The following is a 19,533-nucleotide window of genomic DNA, read 5'->3' as shown; positions in this document are numbered from 1 at the left end:
GTGGTTTGACTACTATCGTCAGGCTGCGTAATTAAAATCTCCCAAGTTTAGTTCTACGGATTTGACAGCATGGGTCATATCAAGGCAAGATTAAAAAACCGTTTGTTATTTTAGACTTATATCCACGACTCCAAGCCTATCATACCGATAAGCGCAAGCGTAATAATGACTTAAAAGACAAGCGTCAAGAGCATGAGATATCGCCTGATATCATGCCCTTCTTTGATTTTGACAGTTTATATTTACAATTACAGCAGTATAAGATGCAACGTGGCTATACCAACATACGTCTTGGTATCGACGAGCTTAGAGCGTTCTGCTGTAAGCCAATTAAGAATACCCATGATGACTGGTATAGGCTATTGGTAGATAGCGAAAAGCTGACGAAAGATGTAGAGGGTATACGCTTTCAACAAAGCATTTTATTAGAGCTGCTACAAGCGTACATGGACAGATTTTACAAAACCATGAAAAACGCATACGAAGGTCAGTACTATGAAGTGACAGAGTTTAATGTCGGTGACGATGATCTGCCTATTCACATGTGTGATAAATACGTCTTTACATCAAAAGAAGGGTTTAATGGTGAGGCAGAAGAGTACTTTAAACGCCTTACCAAGTTACAAGATATAGTCAATGATGGACAGCTAGAGAAGACAGTCAACTGGCAGGACGGTAGCTTACGTACAGTCGTATTTGACAAGCATCTGTATTATCCATTGTTCAGCAAAAATGATGATAGCTTGCCATTTACTTGGTCGCCTTCAGTATTTGATTATGACAGTAAGGGTGAGAGTAGCGAAGTCAAATTCGTCGATGATCTACAGCACTATATCAATTCTGATAAACAGATTGATGCGCTTAAAGATTACCATATCTATTTACTTCGTAATCCCGATAACCGTTACAAAGGATTAGGTTTTGCACTAGCAGGTAATTTTTATCCAGACTTTTTATTGTGGTTAGTACACAAAGAGACGGGTGAGCAGTACCTGACCTTGATTGATCCTAAGGGTATCCGCAACATGAATACTGATGATGCCAAAATTAATCTATATAAAGAAATAAAAACCCTTGAGAGCCGCTTAGAAGATAAGCTGATACTAAATAGCTTTATTTTGACCACGACGCCAATGAAAGAGTTGATAAACAATTCCTTAAGCGAAGATGAGCTGAAAGAGCGAAATGTGTTGTTTATGCTAGGCAATCAAACGGCTTATTTAAATGATATGTTTGAGGGGATTTTGAGCTGAAGGCATCTTTAGTTATAGGTAATTAACATAATGGCCGACATGGTAGTTATTACTATGTCGGCCATTATGTTTAATAAATAAAGAATACCTATAAACTGAGCATAATTTTCTTATAAATAATAATGGTTAAGATTTAAGAATATCTTGATCTGCAAAGCCCAAATCTTTCAAAAAAGAAGTAGCTTCATCATCATTCCTAAAAATCATTGCTTTAGACAAGTCGGAAGAATGACATAAAAAGTGTGGCTTACCTTCATATAGTGGCTCTCCGTTAGAACCGTTAAATAAAATAGTGACACCATCTCCGGCTGTAAGTAAAGTAGCTTGTTGAATTATACCAGCTTCATATCTTATTCTAGCTAAAGATGATATTACAGAATCGCCACCATTCATGCCGCCGAATTTAATCTTACCTGCCCCAGTTTTATTAGCTGAAGACTTTTTGTTCAAATTATCTATCATAATAAATTCTCTTAAATTATTGTTATGTGGTAGTTTTACACGCTATTTATAAACACTTATATTTATATACTACACATAAATAATCATGAGATACAAATCTGTCTAAAGGCTGTGTTACAAAAGCTTTTATAGCTAACAAAATAATTCATGAATTAAAAATGTTTCTATTAATAATATATATTTGACTAATGTTAATAATACAGCTGGCTTTACCTATATTCACATTACATCAGCTTGAAGTATCCTTAAAACCTTATCCTCTCCCAGCTGGTCAATCAACGCTTGCAGATGGGTAGTAGAATCAGACTTGTTTTGGGCATCTGCTCTAAATTCTGCCGTATCTCTACCTTCACGCAAAGCATCTAAATAGTCCGCCCACTTCTGCATCATATTACTACGATCATCAATGTATTCAAATCGACCATAGGCGGTTCCATTAGGATCTTTCGTCGTATGACCCAATGCCATCTCTACAAGCACAAGTGGATACTTTAACTGCTCTTGTAGGATGGTCTTCGCTGTCGCTCTAAAGCCATGAGCACAATGTATATCTTTATAGCCTAAATCCTTTAACCGCTTATTCGCTGTCGCATCAGAGATGATCTGATGCTTTTTTGCCGTCTGGCTAAAAAATACGTATTCAGTATGACCATTAATTTTTTGTTGTTCACTCAATATAGCTACGGCTTGACGAGGTAGGGGAACGACCATGTCTTTGACCATGTTTACCTTGCCTTGCCCCTTCAATGGCTTTAATCGCCATCTGCCAGTTTCTAGGTCTAGATCAGCCCAGCTCATACGTCTTAAATCACCATTGCGAACAAACAGAAGCGCTAATAGCCTAAGGGAATTTATGGTGTTTGGGTCACCTTCTATTGTTTCGATAGCGTTAAGTAATTTAGCCAAGTCCTTTGGTTTAGTAACCGCAGGACGATGACCATAACTTGACTTAGCTAATTGGCTCTTAATGAGCGCCGCAGGATCACTCGTACAGAAACCTCGTGCCCCAGCATAGACAAACACATCACTGGCAATGCCAGCACAGCGTTCAGCCTTGTCTGTGGGCTTACCATCCTTGTTTAATGACTTAGCTTGGATGTCTAATAGCACTTCAAGCATTTTAGGTGAGGTGATATCGCTGATTGGCTCGTCACCAATATATTTGCATATAAGATCAAGACGACCTTTCTTACGAATGAGGGTGTTACTTTTCTGAGTCTGATCTAAGCTATCAAAATACTCCCAAGCAAAATGATTAAAAGAGTTTTTAGTTTTACTAATAATAATTTTCTTTATTTCTTCACGATGAAATTTTGGGTCAATACCTTTGCTTAACAGGTCTTCATATTCACGCCAAACCTCACACGCACGTGCATACGAGATACTTGGATATATACCAATGGATATAATACTTTGCTTAGAATTTGAAGGAGGGTAGTAGCGGTACATCCATGACTTAGTCTCAGTAGGACGTACCATTAAGAATAGTTTGGGATGATTTTTGACAGCAACGAAGTACTTCTTATCTTCAGGCTTATGGCTGCTGATGCTTCTGTCTGAACTGATCGCTTTTCTTTCCATATCCTAGATCTCTATGAGTAGACTCAAAACTCGGTATACTTGACAGTATACTCAAAGTGCATGGATTAGGATAGATTCATAGGACAGTATAGAACGCCAGATACAACAAAGCCCCTGATATCAGGGGCTTTAGCTGTTCTATAAGATAGTATAGGACTATGTAATGGTACCCGGAGCCGGACTTGAACCGGCACGCTATTGCTAGCGAGGGATTTTAAATCCCTTGTGTCTACCAATTTCACCACCCGGGCAAAACTTGTTTTATCTAAGATGTAAACTAGCTGATAGACCATCTAGTTACTAGATAAGTGGTCGCTATTATAATCGGTTGTGATAATAATGCAAGCCAAAATTAACGTAAAGTTAATAAATAATTGGAGGCTGGAGTCGGAATCGAACCGGCGTTAACGGAGTTGCAGTCCGCTGCATGACCACTCTGCCATCCAGCCAATCAAGGTCGCCTATATTAGCAAAAATATAGTAAATTACAAGTCCTTTTTTCATTAAAAACAGCTTATTTATTATCTTATCTATATTTAGCCCCAATTTAGAAGCGTTTATACTGTTAATAGGCTTTTTCAAACTATTAGTAAACCAGTGTTTAATGATGATGGTTTAAAATATAGTGCGCTAAACTATATCTTTATTGTTACGTTTGGCACTTTTCACATCACGATAAGTGGCCGTGCAAATTAATACGAGTACGCCAAGAGTAATGGCGGGCCAAATTAAGATATATAAGCCGTAGATAAAAACGTTGTCCATGATATCTCCTTATAATATCGCTAAGTAAGTAGCGATTAGCCAAATACTTCTGGCCAATCGGCACTTGGATAAAGCGACTTTGATTTAAGATTTAAGTGACGATGGGATTTCCGACTTTTTATCGTAATTGCCCACACGCTGCTTAATTAAGTCGAAGTCGAAGTGTTCGTCTCCCATCAGGCTGATAATCACACAGACGACGGTACTAGCGCCGTAAGCTGTTAGAGAGGCTAGCAGGACCATATATTGACGTAAGAAGCCAGTAGCGAAGATAAGCATCAGCACTAGCGTGATAACTGCGGCGACCATGCCAATCTTACGACCTAAGAATCCAAAGACCATTAGCCCAATAACAACCGCTGCACCGACACTGGCCAGTATTTCAAAGAATAGGGCGGTGACACCAGTGATTGGGAGTAATTCGAAACGGGCAACGCAAAATAAGAGTAGTCCGACGATAACTGCTGAGGTAAAGGCAGTGTTGGTGACGCGATTCCAAAACACACTGGCGATAACAGGGAAGACAATAGCCCCCCATAGTGCACCAACAAATACTAGCATGACGAGAATATCAAGCTTAAAGCTCGCAAAAATTAGTCCAGCTGCTGTCGCAACAATCATCGTGCCGCGACCAATTAGCATCATTGTTTTAGGTTTAACATGGCCTTTTTTGGCGATATTTTTACCGTAGACATCCGCCATCATAATAGTTGATAGCGCTGATAAATCTGAGTCAGCGGTCGAGGACAACGACCCAATCACTAAAATAAAAAATAATGCAATAAAGACTGGATGTAGATAAGTACTAACCATTTGAGGGATTAGGTTATTCATATTGCCATCGAGTGGTTCAACACCAATAGTCACAGCCATTAATCCAATCATACCAAGGCCGATGACGATACCCGCATAGCCAACCGTAGCAGTGATAAACGTTGCTTTGATTTTGGTCTTATCAATAGCAAATAGGCGCTGAGTGATGGTTTGATTACCAATAGCATATGCCAATACCGCTACAAAATAAGGCGCACCTTGTTGAAAGAATGCCTCAGAAGAAAAGAAATTCTGTTGCTCCAAAGTCAGGTTTGACAGGCCGCTAACCATAACTTCAGGGCCGCCCATAGCAAATAATACCGCTGGGATAATGACAATACCAATGGCCATTAGAGCGACCAACTGGGCGAAATCCGTAAAGACGGATGCTCGAAAGCCTGATGTTAGCGTATAACTTAGGACACCAATACCTGCAATCATTACCCCTGTTTGGAAAGATAATGGCGAAAGAACAGATACCAAGGCTCCAGCAGCAGTAAAGTTGACCATCAAGCTAATTAAACTGCCCATAATGTTGGATATGGCTAAGATTAATTGGCTTGATGAACCGTGGCGGGCATGAATCAGTTCACCTAGTGTATGGCCATCTGGTGCCAATTCACGAAAGCGCATACCAAAAGGGTAGATGAATAAAATCATCAATGCACCCCAAAAGCCATAATGTATCGGCCCTGATACGCCGTACTTATAGCCAGAGGTGGCCGCAGCGTAAAATGAGGCTGCCCAAATCCAAGTGGCGGTCATGCTGGCTGCACCCATACCAAAGCCAACACCGTGACCTGCGACCATAAATCCAGAAGTGGTCTCTTTATCTTTTTTGATTAATAAGGACAGTAAATAGGTGCCGCCATAAAATGCTAATAATAATAAAATAATCGTTAATGATGAAAATTGGAACAATGACTCAGTTTTCAAACTCAGACCTCGCAATTGTTAGTTGATGAATAAAGTTCAGCAAAAATGAAAGATACCAAACCATTAGGAATACAGCATAGCCTACACAGTCCTCATACCGAACGTATGTGGCTAATATAAATAGCGAAAATACCAACTGCAGTGGTAAGCAAATGCTAAGTGTTACGCCCAAATCTTAATGAGACAGATACTGTCAAATCAAAAAGACAGGGACTACTTTCAATAGGCGTCAGTTAATGGGTAAACCATCACGCTATTAATAGGCATACACAAAGGTAGCTACATGCTAAAGAAAACTCATGTGATGAGTGTCTATAGCGGAATTACGAATAAGCACTAAGCCATGATAAAATGACCCGAACTCGATTTAGACAGCCTTATCAGCTGTAATAAACAATAGCTGAGAAATCTCTACTCATCTATTGCGATTGATGTGTTACTAAGCGGCATTAATAAATAAAACTACATATTTGTTAAGTGCCTGTAACATATTTGCGGGATAAGAGTAACCTATTATGTCATTAACCTCAAACATTATCCGATATTTACCAAACAATGACCGAAGATGATATATAAGTATTTATTTAAAGAGATTTAATAAGATTTTTAATAAAGCATTGAAAGATAAGGTTTTATTATTAGTAGCATCGAGTGATATATCGCTATGAGCTAAGTTATAACCATGAATGGTTAGCTGAAGCTTTCATTAGAAAAATAGATAATGAGCGATAGATGATGGTTGCTCTCAATGAACAAGTAGAAGGGGGTTTTTATATATTATCTTGTTTGGTATAGTAAGTGACTCGGTTATCACGTAAAAATCCAGCCAATCCAAGGCCATAACGCTCAGCCACGCGCACTGCTGTACTGGTAGGCGCTGACATGCCAACTAGCCACGGGATTTGACTTCGAATAGACTTTTGAACCAGTTCAATAGAGAGACGCGAAGTCATAAGCACACAGCTAACGTCTGCTTTTTGGCGTAATTGCCAACCGATGAGTTTATCAAGTGCATTATGGCGGCCTACATCCTCGAATAAATGTAGCTGCTGATTATGTATCGTCGCTGCGGCATGTACCGCACCTGTCAGTTGATGCGTATGTTGCGCGGCATCCACTTGTTGACGCAGTGCCAATAGGGAGTCAAGACTTGGTGCGCTCGTTTGAATGCCATTTATACCTATCTGTCGGTTATGTTCATGGTGTAAATGGTCTTGTGAGTAAGTACTTAAATCAGGCAAAGCTTGCGTTAGTCCAGTAATACCGCACATACCGCAGCCTGTACGCCCTGCGAGCTGCCGCTTTTGTGCCTGTATACGTTGATGGCAGCGTTGGCTCAATACCAACTCCACGACATAGATATCGTAATCTTGAAATCGTTCTAAGCTTTGCTCAATTGATACTGAGTCAAGATCTTCGTCACTCGAATCTTGAACGAACTTCTGGTAGCTAGCGATATCTGCAAGGTGAGTCACTTCCCAGTCGAGTAACTCGTGACTGTATTGAATTAATCCTTCGCTAAATAAGAACCCAACAGCCAAATACTCTAACTGATGAGGACTGGCCATCAGCACAGCATAATGAATCCCATTAATAATGATAGAGACCGCAGCTTCGACTGCTAAGCTGGTGGTCTGAGATTCGATTTGAAGGTGAGAGTCATTATTAGGGTTGCTAATAACTGACGGGTAATGATGCTTTTGTGCTAAGTGACTACGAGCAAGTGGTGTCTCTGACAACCTATCATCGTTAGGTGATTTAGGTACAACTCTCTTAATGTCGGTTGAGTTATCTATCATAGCGGGGTCGATAAGAGCCTCACTTTGCTCAGCGTTATATTCAATGGTTATCACGGTTTATCATGGCCTAAAAGTAGGGGCGTGCTTATGGTCATTTAGAGAGCCAATGAAAATATCACTATTGGCTCTCCGCAGTATGATTTACACAGGCGTAGCGATCGACGTATTTGCCTCTACGCGCTCTAAAATGACGGTCGTCGATTTGTACGCTGGGATATGAGAATCTGGCGCATGTGTCTCTAAATCAAAGAGGTCGTTGCACTCAGGATAGTAAGCAGCGACAGCGTTAGAGGCAATATCCATCTCGCTCAATACCAATGGGCCCAATATGCGTGGTTGCTCTAAGCTGTCTTTGGCACGTTGGCGAGTGACCATAACACGGTCACCCTTTTGCCAACCTAAACGGCTTATTTCATCGGGGTGCATAAACAGCACATCACGGCGATCCGTTTGACGATAGCGGTCTTTAAACCCAAAAATCATAGTGTTGAATTGATCGTGGCTACGGACACTGGTCAATTGCCAAACCTTTTGTGCTGTATCTGCATGGTCATCGATATCGTTTGCAGCTGCCATTTGTGTAGCGACAAAAGTAATCGGATATTGCGGTACTTCAAACTGAGCTTTGCCGCTCTCGGTATTCCATACACGATGACGCGCCGCATGATACAAATGAAAGCCACGCTCAGAGGTGCGAATACGCTGATTAAAGTCTTCAAATCCGTTAATAGCTTGAGCGATATAGTCTCGAATAATATCGAAATCTTCACTCATCGCAAGCCAAGGAATAGACGTGTCGGCGCCGAGTACATGAGTCGCAATATCCGCTACGATTTGCGCTTCAGATTTTAGAGTATCACTAACAGGTTTTAGTTTGCCCTGAGTGGGTACGATCTGACACATGGAGTCTTCGATAGTGGCAAATTGCTCACCCTTTGTTGTGACAATACGTTCGGTACGGCCTAAGCAAGGTAGGATCAAATTGTTAGCACCGGGGTATAGCATGGTCTCATTGAGCTTAGTACCGACAAATATATTAAGCTGAGTAGTGGTTAAGGCTTGCTCAATCGCGCTGGTATCAGGGGCGGCCACTGCATAGTTACCACCCATGCCCATAAAGACTTTCAATTTACCTGCGATAAGAGCCTTGGCACCTGTGACGACATCGTAGCCATGTTCTTGTGGCATAGGGTGCTTAAACACACGCTCTAAACTGTCTAGTAAGCTTTTGCTAGGACGCTCATGGATACCCATAGTGCGATCGCCCTGTACGTTGGAGTGCCCACGTACTGGGGATGCACCAGCGCCGTCGATACCAATCATACCCATCAGCAGGAGCAAGTTGGTAATCATCGCCACATTGTCATCACCCTGTACATGCTGAGTAATGCCCATGCCCCAAGTGCAAATCGTTGCTGGACTATCAGCTACCAGCTCAGCGAGATTGATAATATCTGTCTGAGAAATACCGCAGCCAAGTGTGATATCTGACCATGATTGCTCTGTTAGCCACTGTTTTAGAGGTTCAAAGCCTGAAGTATGAGTGGTAATAAACTCATGATTTATTTTATCGTTTTCGATTAACCACTTGGCAATGCCCGTCAATAAGGCTGCATCACCGCCGATTTGAATTTGAATAACGTCATCGACCATATCAGCACTTTGACCGGCTGCCATGTGAGTTGGTTTTTGTGGATTTCTGAACTTGCTTAAACCTTGTTCACGCATCGGGTTGATTGAGATGATTCGACAGCCTTGCTCATGCGCATGGGCGAGCATCTCTAGCATACGTGGATGGTTGGTCGCTGGGTTTTGCCCAAACATCAATATCAGCTTGGCTTGCTCAAAATCTTCTAGCATGACCGTCGCTTTACCAATACCTAGCTGTCTGCTTAGCATTACTGAGGTTGGCTCGTGACACATATTTGAGCAATCAGGCAAATTATTGGTACCAAAGCAGCGTACGAACAATTGAAATAAGAAGGCAGGCTCGTTAGTCACACGGCCTGATGTATAAAATAATGCCTCATCAGGTGAATCAAGCTGTCCTAACTGCTCAGCGATTAAGCTGTAAGCGGCTTCCCAAGGGATAGGAACATAGCGATCTTGCGCCGCATCGTAATACATCGGCTCTGATAAACGTCCACTGTGTTCCAGCTCGTAACCAGTCCATCCCTGTAGTTCAGTGACAGTATGTCTCGCAAAAAACTCGGCATCTGCTTTGTGGGTCATGGTCTCACTGGCAATGACTTTAATGCCGTTTTCACAGACATCGATGGCTTTGTGCGACTTATGATCAGGCCAAGCACAGCCTGGGCAGTCAAATCCGCCTTGGGGCTGATTGCTTTTAAATACACTTATACCGCCGCGCAAAAATGTCTTATAGTCCATTAGCTTTTGGGTAGATGAGATCAGCGCAGGCCAACCAGCAGCAGGGTGGGAGTAGATAGGAATTTTGCGCATGACAGACCTCATATAGTAAGTGACAACAGCGAAGCTTTGATAGACAACAACTATATAATGGTCAGTGAAAAGTTAATATAATCATTAACTATAGATAACAAAAAACCTCCAAGAAAAATCAATTCTCTTGAAGGTTTTTGAGGTTGTCGAAAATGGTTGTATCCGACAGGTACAAATTTATAAGTCGTAAGTCATGGACAGTATTAGCTCAAAAACTTAGCTTAAAATCAAACTGTCATCTTCAACTTTTTCGCCACGTGTTTGCTCAAACATATCAAGTAGATCATGTACGGTCATGCCTTTGCGAATGTCACCAGCCACATCCAACACGACTTGACCCTGATGCAGCATAACGGTGCGTGTACCATGTGCCAATGCTTGTTGCATAGAGTGGGTGACCATCATCGTAGTCAGCTTATTGTCCGTGACAATCTTATCAGTCAATTCTAAGACAAACGCCGCAGTCTTAGGATCGAGAGCTGCAGTATGCTCATCAAGTAGCAAAATCTTAGAAGGCTGCAATGATGCCATTAGCAGACTTACTGCCTGACGTTGACCACCAGAGAGTAGACCCATACGATCGGTTAGACGATTTTCTAGACCTAATTTTAAAACGGATAGTTTTTCTCGAAACAAATCACGGTTGTTCTGGTTCAATGCAAATTTTAGACCGCGATTACCGCCGCGTTTGTAGGCCAAAGCCATATTTTCTTCGATCGTAAGCGCTTCACAAGTACCGGCCATCGGATCCTGAAAGACGCGAGCAACCCAATGCGCGCGTTGATGAGCAGACTTTTTGGTCACATCAATGCCATTTAACAAGATTGAGCCACTATCGACGCGCGTCGTACCGCTTACTGCGTTCAAAAAAGTAGATTTACCTGCGCCATTGGTACCAATGACAGTGACAAATTCACCATCAGCAATATTCAAACTGATACCACGTAGGGCAGGGTTTTCGATAGGCGTGCCTGGGTTAAAGGTCAACCGTAAATCGGTGGCTTGCATCATAATCGTTATTCCTTATTGTCTCTTCAAGCGAAGCAAGTGTTATAAATACCTGCTTTGACTGTCATTAGGCGCGAACCTTGCGTGATAAAAACTTGGTTTTCGCTTTTGGCAATACCAAGGCTAGTACCACGAGCAATGCGGTAATCAAGTTCAAATCCTGTGGACCAAAGCCGATGCTACGTAGCGTATCGCTTGATAATGCGACCTGAATAAACAGTTTGTACAATACCGCGCCGACAACAACGGCAAAGGTGATCAGCCAAATACGCTTGGCAGGAATGATTGTCTCACCGATGATGACCGCTGCTAGACCAATGACGATTGTACCGATACCAATCGAGATGTCCGCGCCGCCCTGAGTCTGGACGAACAGCGCACCTGCTAGGGCAATCAAACCGTTGGAAATCGCCATACCGATGATGGTCATCCACGAAGTATTGATACCTTGCGCCTGTGCCATTCTTAAGTTTGAGCCAGTAGCGCGCATCGATAGCCCAGTTTCGGTGCTATAAAACCAGTTTAAAAATAACATCGCGAGCGCGACGACGACACCGATAATCAGACAGCGCATCCAATAACCATTGCCGTCAGTGACTAAGCTACTAAATACCGTCGTCTCACCAAGCAAAGGTAGGTTTGGCGCACCCATAATGCGTAGGTTGACAGAATATAGAGCGACCATCACCAAGATACTAGCGAGCAGTTGCAGGATACCGAGCTTGACGTGCAGCCATGCGGTGACGATACCAGCGACTGACCCTGCTAACATACCAAAAGCACAGGCGATCCACGGGTTGATACCAGCGACGATAGAAATGCCAGCGACGGCGCCGCCTAACGGAAAACTACCGTCAGCGGTCAAATCAGGAAAGTCGAGTGTACGAAATGAAATCAGCACACCGAGTGCGACTAGGCCATAAATCAGACCACTTTCAAGCGCACCAAAAAAAGCAATTAAAGACATAAGAGATCAGTAAGTCATAACCCAGTGTCTAGCGTATGGTATCAAGATAGGTAAGTGGCAATTGCCAAAATCATCTACCTGCTAAACAGCTAAGCGGTGAATTTAACAGATTAAGCAATCTGCGGTTAGGGTAAACCAAAACAGGTCACGATTAATAACGATCATAAGTTACCTTGGTTTAAAGCTCTGATTCAAGCAACAGCAATATTCGATGAGGTAAAGTATATTTTACGCAACAAGTACCAGATAAGCCACAAGCTAAATACCGCAATATACGAAACAAGCTTATTGAAATAGGCGTTACTGAAACAAGAAGCCCAGCCTACTGATTCATAGCTGGGTTTCTTGTCTAACATTTAACATCGAAGCATAAGATAGACGATCAATTAATAAGCGTTACGGCTATCTTATAACGGCTGCTACTCTGAGCTAAATATAAAGGTGCGTTATTCTACCACTTCTTTTGCTTTATCGATAACCGCTTGTGACAAAGTAATGCCTTCTTCTTTGGCATGTTTTGGGCTGACATATAGATTAAGCGCTTGCGGGGTGTAAACAGGGATAGCGCCCGCTTTTTCACCGTTCAGGATACGCACAACGATTTTGCCCGTTTCACGGCCAAGCTCATAGTAGTCCACGCCTAGTGCAGCAACGGCACCGCGCTCAACTGAGCTAGTGTCTGAGGCAATTAGAGGAATCTTACTTTGTTTAGCGATTTGATAAAGTGATTCGTACGCTGATACCACGTTGTTGTCAGTTGAAGTATAGATCATATCGACCTTACCTTCGAGACTACGGGCTGCCATCGCAATGTCGTTACTACGCTGTGCAGGTGCTTCAAGTACATTGATACCGAGTGGTGTTAGCTTCTCTTTAAGATTTTTTAAGATAATCGTTGAGTTGACTTCACCTGGGCTATAGACATAACCGACGTTCTTTAATGATGGAATGATTTGACGCATCAAATCAATCTGTGGCTCGTACGGTAGGGCATCTGATGCGCCTGTAACGTTGGTGCCAGATCCATCTAGCTTAGGTACCAGTTTGGCTGCTACTGGGTCAGTAACTGCTGAGAATACCAATGGAATGCTGCTAGTAGAAGCGGCAACAGATTGAGCAGATGGCGTTGCGATAGCGACGATAACATCTGGCGCATCAGCGACAAATTGCTTGGCAATCTGACCAGCAGTAGCAGTGTTTCCTTGCGCGCTTTGGAAGTTAACGGTTAAGTTTTCACCGTCCTTGAAGCCTGCTTCGTTTAGCTCGTCGATGACACCTTTACGTACATCATCAAGCGCTGGATGTTCGACGATAGCGGTAATAGCAACGGTCTTCATAGCTGTCGCTGCATCACCACTAGCGGCAGCATCCGTAGAGCCATCATCTTGTGCTGATTGGTTACAACCAGTCAAGATAGCCGTACATACACCGCCTAATAATAAAGCCTTACCGAAATTAAAACGACCAAAACGATTTTGAGACAACATGGGTCTTACTCCTAAAATAATAGTGTGTCCGTACACTATATAAATAATTGACGAGCTAATAGATAGCTTACTACTTTTTATTTGGTTTCAGCATCAATATCAACATTGATGGCGTTTTTTAGTAACTCTGCTGGCAAGCTGACACCTTGTGTTTTGGCGTGCTTAGGACTGACATATAAGGTCAGGTCATTCATGACTTCAGGTTTGATGGTGTTGACCGCTTCGCCATTTAACACGCGATATACCATCTTGCCAGTGGTACGACCAAAGTCATAGTCATTAACACCAAGCGCAGCAGTCGCGCCGCGTTTTACACTGAATTCATCAGACGCGATAATCGGTAACTTGAGCTCATTTGCTGCTTGGGTCATGGCCTCAAAGGCAGAAGCAACATTGTTGTCAAATGAGGTATAGATGATATCTGCGCGTCCTTGCAAGCTGCGCGTCGCCATACCGATATCCGTTGGACGATTGGCAGGAATGTCTAATAGGGACAGACCTCTTGCTGGTAGAGCTTGTTTTAGGTTCTCACGCAATGACACTGAGTTTGCTTCACCTGGGCTATAGACATAACCGATGGTTTTTAAGTCAGGCTTTATTTGCTGTAATAAATCTAATTGCGGCTCTAATGGCAGCTGGCTTGATAGTCCAGTCAAATTGCTTTGAAAGGGCTTGCCATCTGCTGTGATGAGTTTGGCACCTAGCGGATCTGACACAGCAGTATAGATAATAGGGATAGTGGTGGTCGCGGCTACCACTGACTGCGCAGAAGGCGTTGAGATTGCTACGATCGCATCAGGGTTGTCTCCTGCAAATTGTTTGGCAATCTGTCCTGCAGTCGCTGTGTTTCCTTGCGCACTTTGAAAGTTAACAGTTAGGTTTTGACCTTCGACATAACCATTATCTGCCAATTCATCAATAATCCCGCGGCGCATATCATCTAATGATGGATGCTCAACGATTTGAGTAATGGCAATTGATTTGGCAGGTTTGTCTGTAGCCGTGCTATTTTCAGCAGTCGCTGCGGTCTCGGTAGAGGAGTTTGAGCAGCCGATTAGTCCAAGTGTGCTAATGGCACTAAGAGCAACGCCATATAGGCTTAAGCGTAGAGTAGAAGCGATAGTCATTATTAGGTTAACTCATAGGTTATATCAATCGCAAAAACCAAATGGATACTGCCAGACTGACTGAGCCTACTAACTTATATAGTATTCATTTTGCTCATCTGTTTGGTGTACTTTGGTTTTTTGCCATGATATTGAAGAATGCAGATTAGCCAAGTCAATGCTATGTTGATGCTGAGATAGCAGGCTAACAATTAAATAAAGTAATCGTTCCATCGATTATTATGTTCATATTATGACAGTAATGTAAGTTATCGCAATAAAAAATTAATGTGTGGCGGTCATGGTGATGGATAATAAAAAAATCATCACTTCTTTTTATCTTATCAAGACGCGTAATGCATTGAAGCTCTTATGTAGATCTAAATATAAAGGATGCCACTAAGGTACTTTTGTTTGCTCAAACCATATGCAAAACGCTTACAGCCTAGCAACGCATCTATTACGTACTCACTTCATAATTAACGTAAGCTAATTTTCATACGAGAAACATGATAAGTCTAAAGATAATCCAGTCATTTTGGTGACATTGTGCTGCCATAGTGAATACAAAATAGACCTTATAGTTTATCTAAATTTTTCGAATGACTATTTTAAGGATAATATAATGAACACTGCTAATCTCAAATTATTAACCATCGCTGGTATCACTGCTACTTCTTTGATTGGATTGCCTGCTATGGCAAAAGATGGTCATGGAAACGGGCACGGTAATGGACATGGTAATAGCAAAGGTAACTCTGCCCATGTCAGTAAAAACTATAAGCATAATGGCAACGCCCACCCAAGTATTAACGCTTATCGCAATGCTAGCCCAAATGCTTCATTTAAGCGTGATCTTGATAGATACGGTTATAGAGTAGTCGGCAAGATTGATAGAAGGGATTATGACCGTTCTGTCGTTTTAGATCGTTATGATGACCGTTACGTTCGTATTCGTACGCCAGAAAACAACATTGTGACGGTGATTAATGATACGTTGCAGATCATCGATATTTTGAGCAGATAAGTATCAGGCTTGGTTTTTAGCCATTTGCTAAATCAGCCATAAAAAAAGATGCCACTTAGGGCATCTTTTTTTAAATGATGTTAATGATAATATCTAGACTTTGTTACCAATAACTGCAGGCAAAGGTATAACAGCTTCTAGTTTACAGTTATTGCTTCTGTCACCTGACCAGTATTTACGAGCCATTTCATACGTACCAATAACAGAGCCGCCTAAGTAAAGTAGTTTTTGATCTGCTATAAAAGCATTTTTGATTTCTACCTCGAATATAGAATGTTTGTCGCCTAAAGACGAATTAAATTCTCTTGCATCATCTAAGTTACACCATGCAAACATTGACTGCAGGCGAGAAGGAAGTTGAGGAAACTCATTTCGACGGACAAGCTCAAATACGGCTTCAATCATCGGTGTTGTGGGAGCTAATGGTAAAGGTTCCCTTGTCATATTTTTAAAAATAACTAGACACTCTTTGATTAAATATTGTATACCATGAAATGATAAACCTTCAGGGTAAAGCTGTTCTATTCTAGCGATTGCATCTTCTTCATCATATATATCTTGAACAGTCCATATTTTATGGTCAGAATAGTTTTTTTGAAGCGAAAAGACCATATTTTGATCTATATTATTTGAGCGATCAACTGTATAGAACTTTGACAAGTTTACATCCTTCTAGTATTAGGCCAGTACGTCGCCAACAACACAAGCATCCGGTAAGGTAACGACTGTTAAGCCGGTCTTTGGCTCGCCAGTTGACAATACCATACCTTCTGATACGCCAAATTTCATCTTGCGCGGGGCAAGGTTGGTCACGCAAATCACTTTCCTATTAATCAATTGCTCAGGCTCATAAAACTTGCGAATACCGCTAAATACGTTACGTGGCTTATCTTCGCCAACATCTAGCGTGAACTGTAGTAACTTATCAGCACCTTCCACATGGTTACACTCTAAAACGTGTGCGACTTTCATCTCAACTTTGGCAAAGTCTTCGATACCAATATAGTCAGTTTGCTCAGCACCTGCATTTGTTGCAGGTGTTTTGTCTTTTGCGGCAGGCTTACTATTGTCAGTCGCAGCAGGAGCGTCTGCTTGAGTTAAGGATGCTTTAGAATCTTCGACCATCGCTTCGATATCTTTTTCTTCGATACGTTGCATTAATGGTTTGAACTTATTGATTTTATGACCTAGTAACCACTCATTACGACTGGCAAAACTTAAGTCATCAAGGTTCAAAAACACTTTGGCATTATTAGTCAATTCAGGTAGCACTGGCGCAAGATAAACCATTAATTGACGGAAGATATTGATAGCGACTGAGCAGACGTCTTGAACCTCTTGCTCAGTACCTTCCAATTTCGCTAATGACCATGGTTTTTTGGCATCGATGTATTCGTTGGCTTTGTCCGCACATTGCATAATTAAACGCATAGCACGTGAGAATTCACGATTCTCATAGGCAGCAGCAATCTCATCGCCCGTTTTGGTGATGTCTTCTAACAGCTCTGACTCGACGCAAATTTCTGACAGCATGCCGTCGTACTTCTTAACCAAGAACCCTGCACTACGACTGGCGATATTGACGACTTTACCAACCAAGTCAGAGTTGACCTTTTGCATAAAGTCTTCTAAGTCTAAGTTAATGTCTTCAACTTTATCAGACAGTTTGCTGGCAAAGTAATAACGCAGATATTCAGGATGTAAGTGCTCAGCATACGTCTCGGCTTTGATAAAAGTACCGCGTGACTTACTCATTTTTTCGCCATTGACCATCAAGAAACCATGGGCAAAGACGCCAGTCGGCGTACGCAGTTCACTACCTGCTAGCATCGCTGGCCAAAACAAGGCATGGAAGTAAACGATGTCTTTACCGATGAAGTGATAAACTTCGGTTTTGTGCTCGTTTTCTTGTGCCCAGTAGCGGTCAAAATCAAGCGCTTGCTCTGTTCCCGCACGCTTATCACATAGGTTTTTAAAGCTTGCCATGTAGCCAACTGGCGCATCAAGCCAGACATAAAAATATTTGTCTGGCTCATCGCTTGGGGTATCTGGAATTTGAAAACCGAAGTAGGGCGCATCGCGCGAGATATCCCAGCTGGTAAGTCCTGCATCAAACCATTCTTGTAGCTTGTTGGCGACTGAGGTTTGCAAACGATTGTCACTGCGCGTCCAGTCCTGTAAGAACTGCTCAAACTCTGGCAAATCAAAGAAATAATGCTTAGAAGTTTTAAGGACAGGGGTTGCATCAGACAGTGTCGAATGTGGGTCTTTTAGATCCGTTGCATCATAAGTGGTGCCACATACTTCACAGTTATCGCCGTACTGGTCTGGTGAATCACACTCTGGACAAGTACCTTTGACAAAGCGATCAGCTAGAAATAATTGCTTTTCAGGATCAAATAGTTGCTCGACATCCTTTGTGCTGATATGACCAGCATCATTGAGACGACGATAAATCAGCTCAGAGAACTGTTTGTTTTCTTCTGAATGAGTGCTGTGATAATTATCAAAATTGATCAGGAACTTTGAAAAATCCGCTTCGTGTGAGGCTTTGACTGAGGCAATTTGCTCTTCTGGCGTGACGCCATTGGCTTCTGCTTTGAGCATGATTGCCGTACCGTGTGCATCATCCGCGCAGACATAGGTGACCTGATGGCCTTGCGCTTTCATCGCACGTACCCAAATGTCGGTCTGAATATATTCTACAAGATGCCCCAAATGGATATAGCCATTGGCGTAGGGCAGCGCACTGGTTACTAGAATCTCACGCACAAAATCACCTATATTTTTATATAAACGGGTTAGTTATCGAACATCTTAAGCGGCTCATCGCTCATCGATGTGACATCGTTAATGCTAAAAACTTCTAAAAATAATAAAAAATCCAAAAGTGTGCCTATGATACCGTAATTCAGATAATTTTGTGATATTCCTTGGTAATTACTTCTCATTTGGCAAGCATTTATTAGCCATGAACGATAGGTTTACACCGCATGTTGATGGTCATAAACCAGCCATAAAAAACCCATCTGGGAATTGAGTTTTTAGGCTACTGAAATCTATCGATGGGAAAACCACATAGGTCAATATAGCGTTCAAGCCAATGACCAATATCAGCGGAATCATGGCAACGGTGAATGAAGTGTGATGAGTGTTTAATACCTCAGCTTCTTTTGCAGCCGCTCCAACGCCGCCTACATCCTCTTCATCATGCTGACCATAACCTTCCCCCGCTGCATTGGCTTTTTTGGCACGTGACTGAAGCCACAACCAACCACAGATAAACATGATTGTACCGCCAATGATACCCAAGATAGGCGCGGCAAATACGTTGGTATTGTAGTAAGGAATTGGAATAGCGTTTTGAATAGCTGGCGTGCCTGGCAGTGCAGTCATTGTAAAGGTAAATGACCCTAGGGCAATGGCAGCAGGAATCAAACGTTTTGGAATATCGGCTGCTCTGAACAAGTCCTTGGCAATAGGATAAATGGCAAAAGCCACCACAAACAGTGATACCCCGCCATAGGTCAAAATAGCACAGACCAAAATCACCGCAAGAATGGCCTTGCTGGCACCGAGCTTTTCGACAACGGTATTGGCGATGGCAGTTGCCGCACCAGAGTCTGCCATCAAACGCCCAAACAATGCCCCTAGCAAGAATATAGGGAAGAATTTGAGTAAGAACCCACTTAACGCGCCCATAAAGACATCGGTATAAGCGGAGATGGTGTTTAAAAAATCACCTGATAGTAAGACTGCTAGCGTCGCCATAATCGGTGCTAAGATCAGCACAGAATAACCGCGATAAGCAAAAAACATGAGTAATAATAGGGTAATGACAATCGCAAATTTACTAAACATGATAG

15 protein-coding genes and 2 tRNA genes are annotated in these 19,533 nt (G+C 42.2%); 2 read left to right on the top strand and 15 right to left on the bottom strand.

Annotated elements, in window-relative coordinates:
* Positions 1-263: 263 nt before the first annotated feature.
* On the top strand, positions 264-1,253 hold the full coding sequence (locus QO187_RS01295; RefSeq protein ID WP_371546729.1) for a hypothetical protein: 990 nt from the start codon (positions 264-266) through the stop codon (positions 1,251-1,253).
* 126 nt (positions 1,254-1,379) lie between these two features.
* Here the strand turns inward: QO187_RS01295 and QO187_RS01290 are convergent, their stop codons facing one another.
* The 12 genes from QO187_RS01290 to QO187_RS01235 form a co-directional block, all read right to left on the bottom strand.
* Positions 1,380-1,715, bottom strand: a complete 336-nt coding sequence (locus QO187_RS01290) for a hypothetical protein (protein WP_068326716.1) — start codon at positions 1,713-1,715, stop codon at positions 1,380-1,382.
* Between the two features lie 219 nt (positions 1,716-1,934).
* Positions 1,935-3,296: a tyrosine-type recombinase/integrase gene (locus QO187_RS01285; protein WP_201510150.1), complete on the bottom strand. Its 1,362-nt coding sequence runs from the start codon at positions 3,294-3,296 to the stop codon at positions 1,935-1,937.
* A gap of 164 nt (positions 3,297-3,460) precedes the next feature.
* Positions 3,461-3,547, bottom strand: a tRNA-Leu gene (locus QO187_RS01280).
* A gap of 124 nt (positions 3,548-3,671) precedes the next feature.
* Positions 3,672-3,745: transfer RNA gene (locus QO187_RS01275), tRNA-Cys, on the bottom strand.
* Positions 3,746-3,926: 181 nt separating this feature from the next.
* Positions 3,927-4,061: a putative transporter small subunit gene (locus QO187_RS01270; RefSeq protein ID WP_219621825.1), complete on the bottom strand. Its 135-nt coding sequence runs from the start codon at positions 4,059-4,061 to the stop codon at positions 3,927-3,929.
* A gap of 84 nt (positions 4,062-4,145) precedes the next feature.
* On the bottom strand, positions 4,146-5,795 hold the full coding sequence (locus QO187_RS01265; RefSeq protein WP_322868758.1) for a sodium:solute symporter family protein: 1,650 nt from the start codon (positions 5,793-5,795) through the stop codon (positions 4,146-4,148).
* A 785-nt stretch (positions 5,796-6,580) separates the two neighbouring features.
* Positions 6,581-7,663 carry a formate dehydrogenase accessory sulfurtransferase FdhD gene (locus QO187_RS01260; RefSeq protein WP_371546726.1) on the bottom strand — a complete coding sequence of 361 codons (1,083 nt, stop codon included), beginning with the start codon at positions 7,661-7,663 and terminating at the stop codon, positions 6,581-6,583.
* Between the two features lie 87 nt (positions 7,664-7,750).
* Positions 7,751-10,072 (bottom strand): FdhF/YdeP family oxidoreductase, encoded by a 2,322-nt coding sequence (locus QO187_RS01255; RefSeq protein ID WP_371546724.1) that lies wholly within the window; start codon positions 10,070-10,072, stop codon positions 7,751-7,753.
* 216 nt (positions 10,073-10,288) lie between these two features.
* Positions 10,289-11,083: an ABC transporter ATP-binding protein gene (locus QO187_RS01250; protein WP_057759272.1), complete on the bottom strand. Its 795-nt coding sequence runs from the start codon at positions 11,081-11,083 to the stop codon at positions 10,289-10,291.
* Between the two features lie 64 nt (positions 11,084-11,147).
* Positions 11,148-12,047 carry an ABC transporter permease gene (locus QO187_RS01245; RefSeq protein ID WP_102094941.1) on the bottom strand — a complete coding sequence of 300 codons (900 nt, stop codon included), beginning with the start codon at positions 12,045-12,047 and terminating at the stop codon, positions 11,148-11,150.
* Between the two features lie 446 nt (positions 12,048-12,493).
* Complete coding sequence (locus QO187_RS01240) at positions 12,494-13,534, bottom strand: ABC transporter substrate-binding protein (RefSeq protein ID WP_102094940.1); 1,041 nt, start codon at positions 13,532-13,534, stop codon at positions 12,494-12,496.
* A 77-nt stretch (positions 13,535-13,611) separates the two neighbouring features.
* On the bottom strand, positions 13,612-14,661 hold the full coding sequence (locus QO187_RS01235; RefSeq protein ID WP_102094939.1) for an ABC transporter substrate-binding protein: 1,050 nt from the start codon (positions 14,659-14,661) through the stop codon (positions 13,612-13,614).
* Between the two features lie 604 nt (positions 14,662-15,265).
* On the opposite strand from QO187_RS01235, the gene QO187_RS01230 reads away from it, so the two are divergent.
* On the top strand, positions 15,266-15,667 hold the full coding sequence (locus tag QO187_RS01230) for a hypothetical protein (protein WP_102094938.1): 402 nt from the start codon (positions 15,266-15,268) through the stop codon (positions 15,665-15,667).
* Positions 15,668-15,760: 93 nt separating this feature from the next.
* Here the strand turns inward: QO187_RS01230 and QO187_RS01225 are convergent, their stop codons facing one another.
* The 3 genes from QO187_RS01225 to QO187_RS01215 all read right to left on the bottom strand — a co-directional run bounded on the left by QO187_RS01225 (position 15,761) and on the right by QO187_RS01215 (position 19,528).
* Positions 15,761-16,327 (bottom strand): DUF2441 domain-containing protein, encoded by a 567-nt coding sequence (locus QO187_RS01225; RefSeq protein WP_102094937.1) that lies wholly within the window; start codon positions 16,325-16,327, stop codon positions 15,761-15,763.
* Positions 16,328-16,345: 18 nt separating this feature from the next.
* Positions 16,346-18,439, bottom strand: a complete 2,094-nt coding sequence (gene metG / locus QO187_RS01220; protein WP_102094936.1) for a methionine--tRNA ligase — start codon at positions 18,437-18,439, stop codon at positions 16,346-16,348.
* Between the two features lie 231 nt (positions 18,440-18,670).
* Complete coding sequence (locus tag QO187_RS01215) at positions 18,671-19,528, bottom strand: GntP family permease (protein ID WP_228153261.1); 858 nt, start codon at positions 19,526-19,528, stop codon at positions 18,671-18,673.
* Between the last annotated feature and the right edge of the window lie 5 nt (positions 19,529-19,533).

This window comes from Psychrobacter sp. Arc9 (genome assembly GCF_041431295.1).
GTDB lineage: Bacteria > Pseudomonadota > Gammaproteobacteria > Pseudomonadales > Moraxellaceae > Psychrobacter.
The sequence above is the reverse complement of the archived record's forward strand: the minus strand, read 5'-3'. Positions and strand labels throughout refer to the sequence as shown.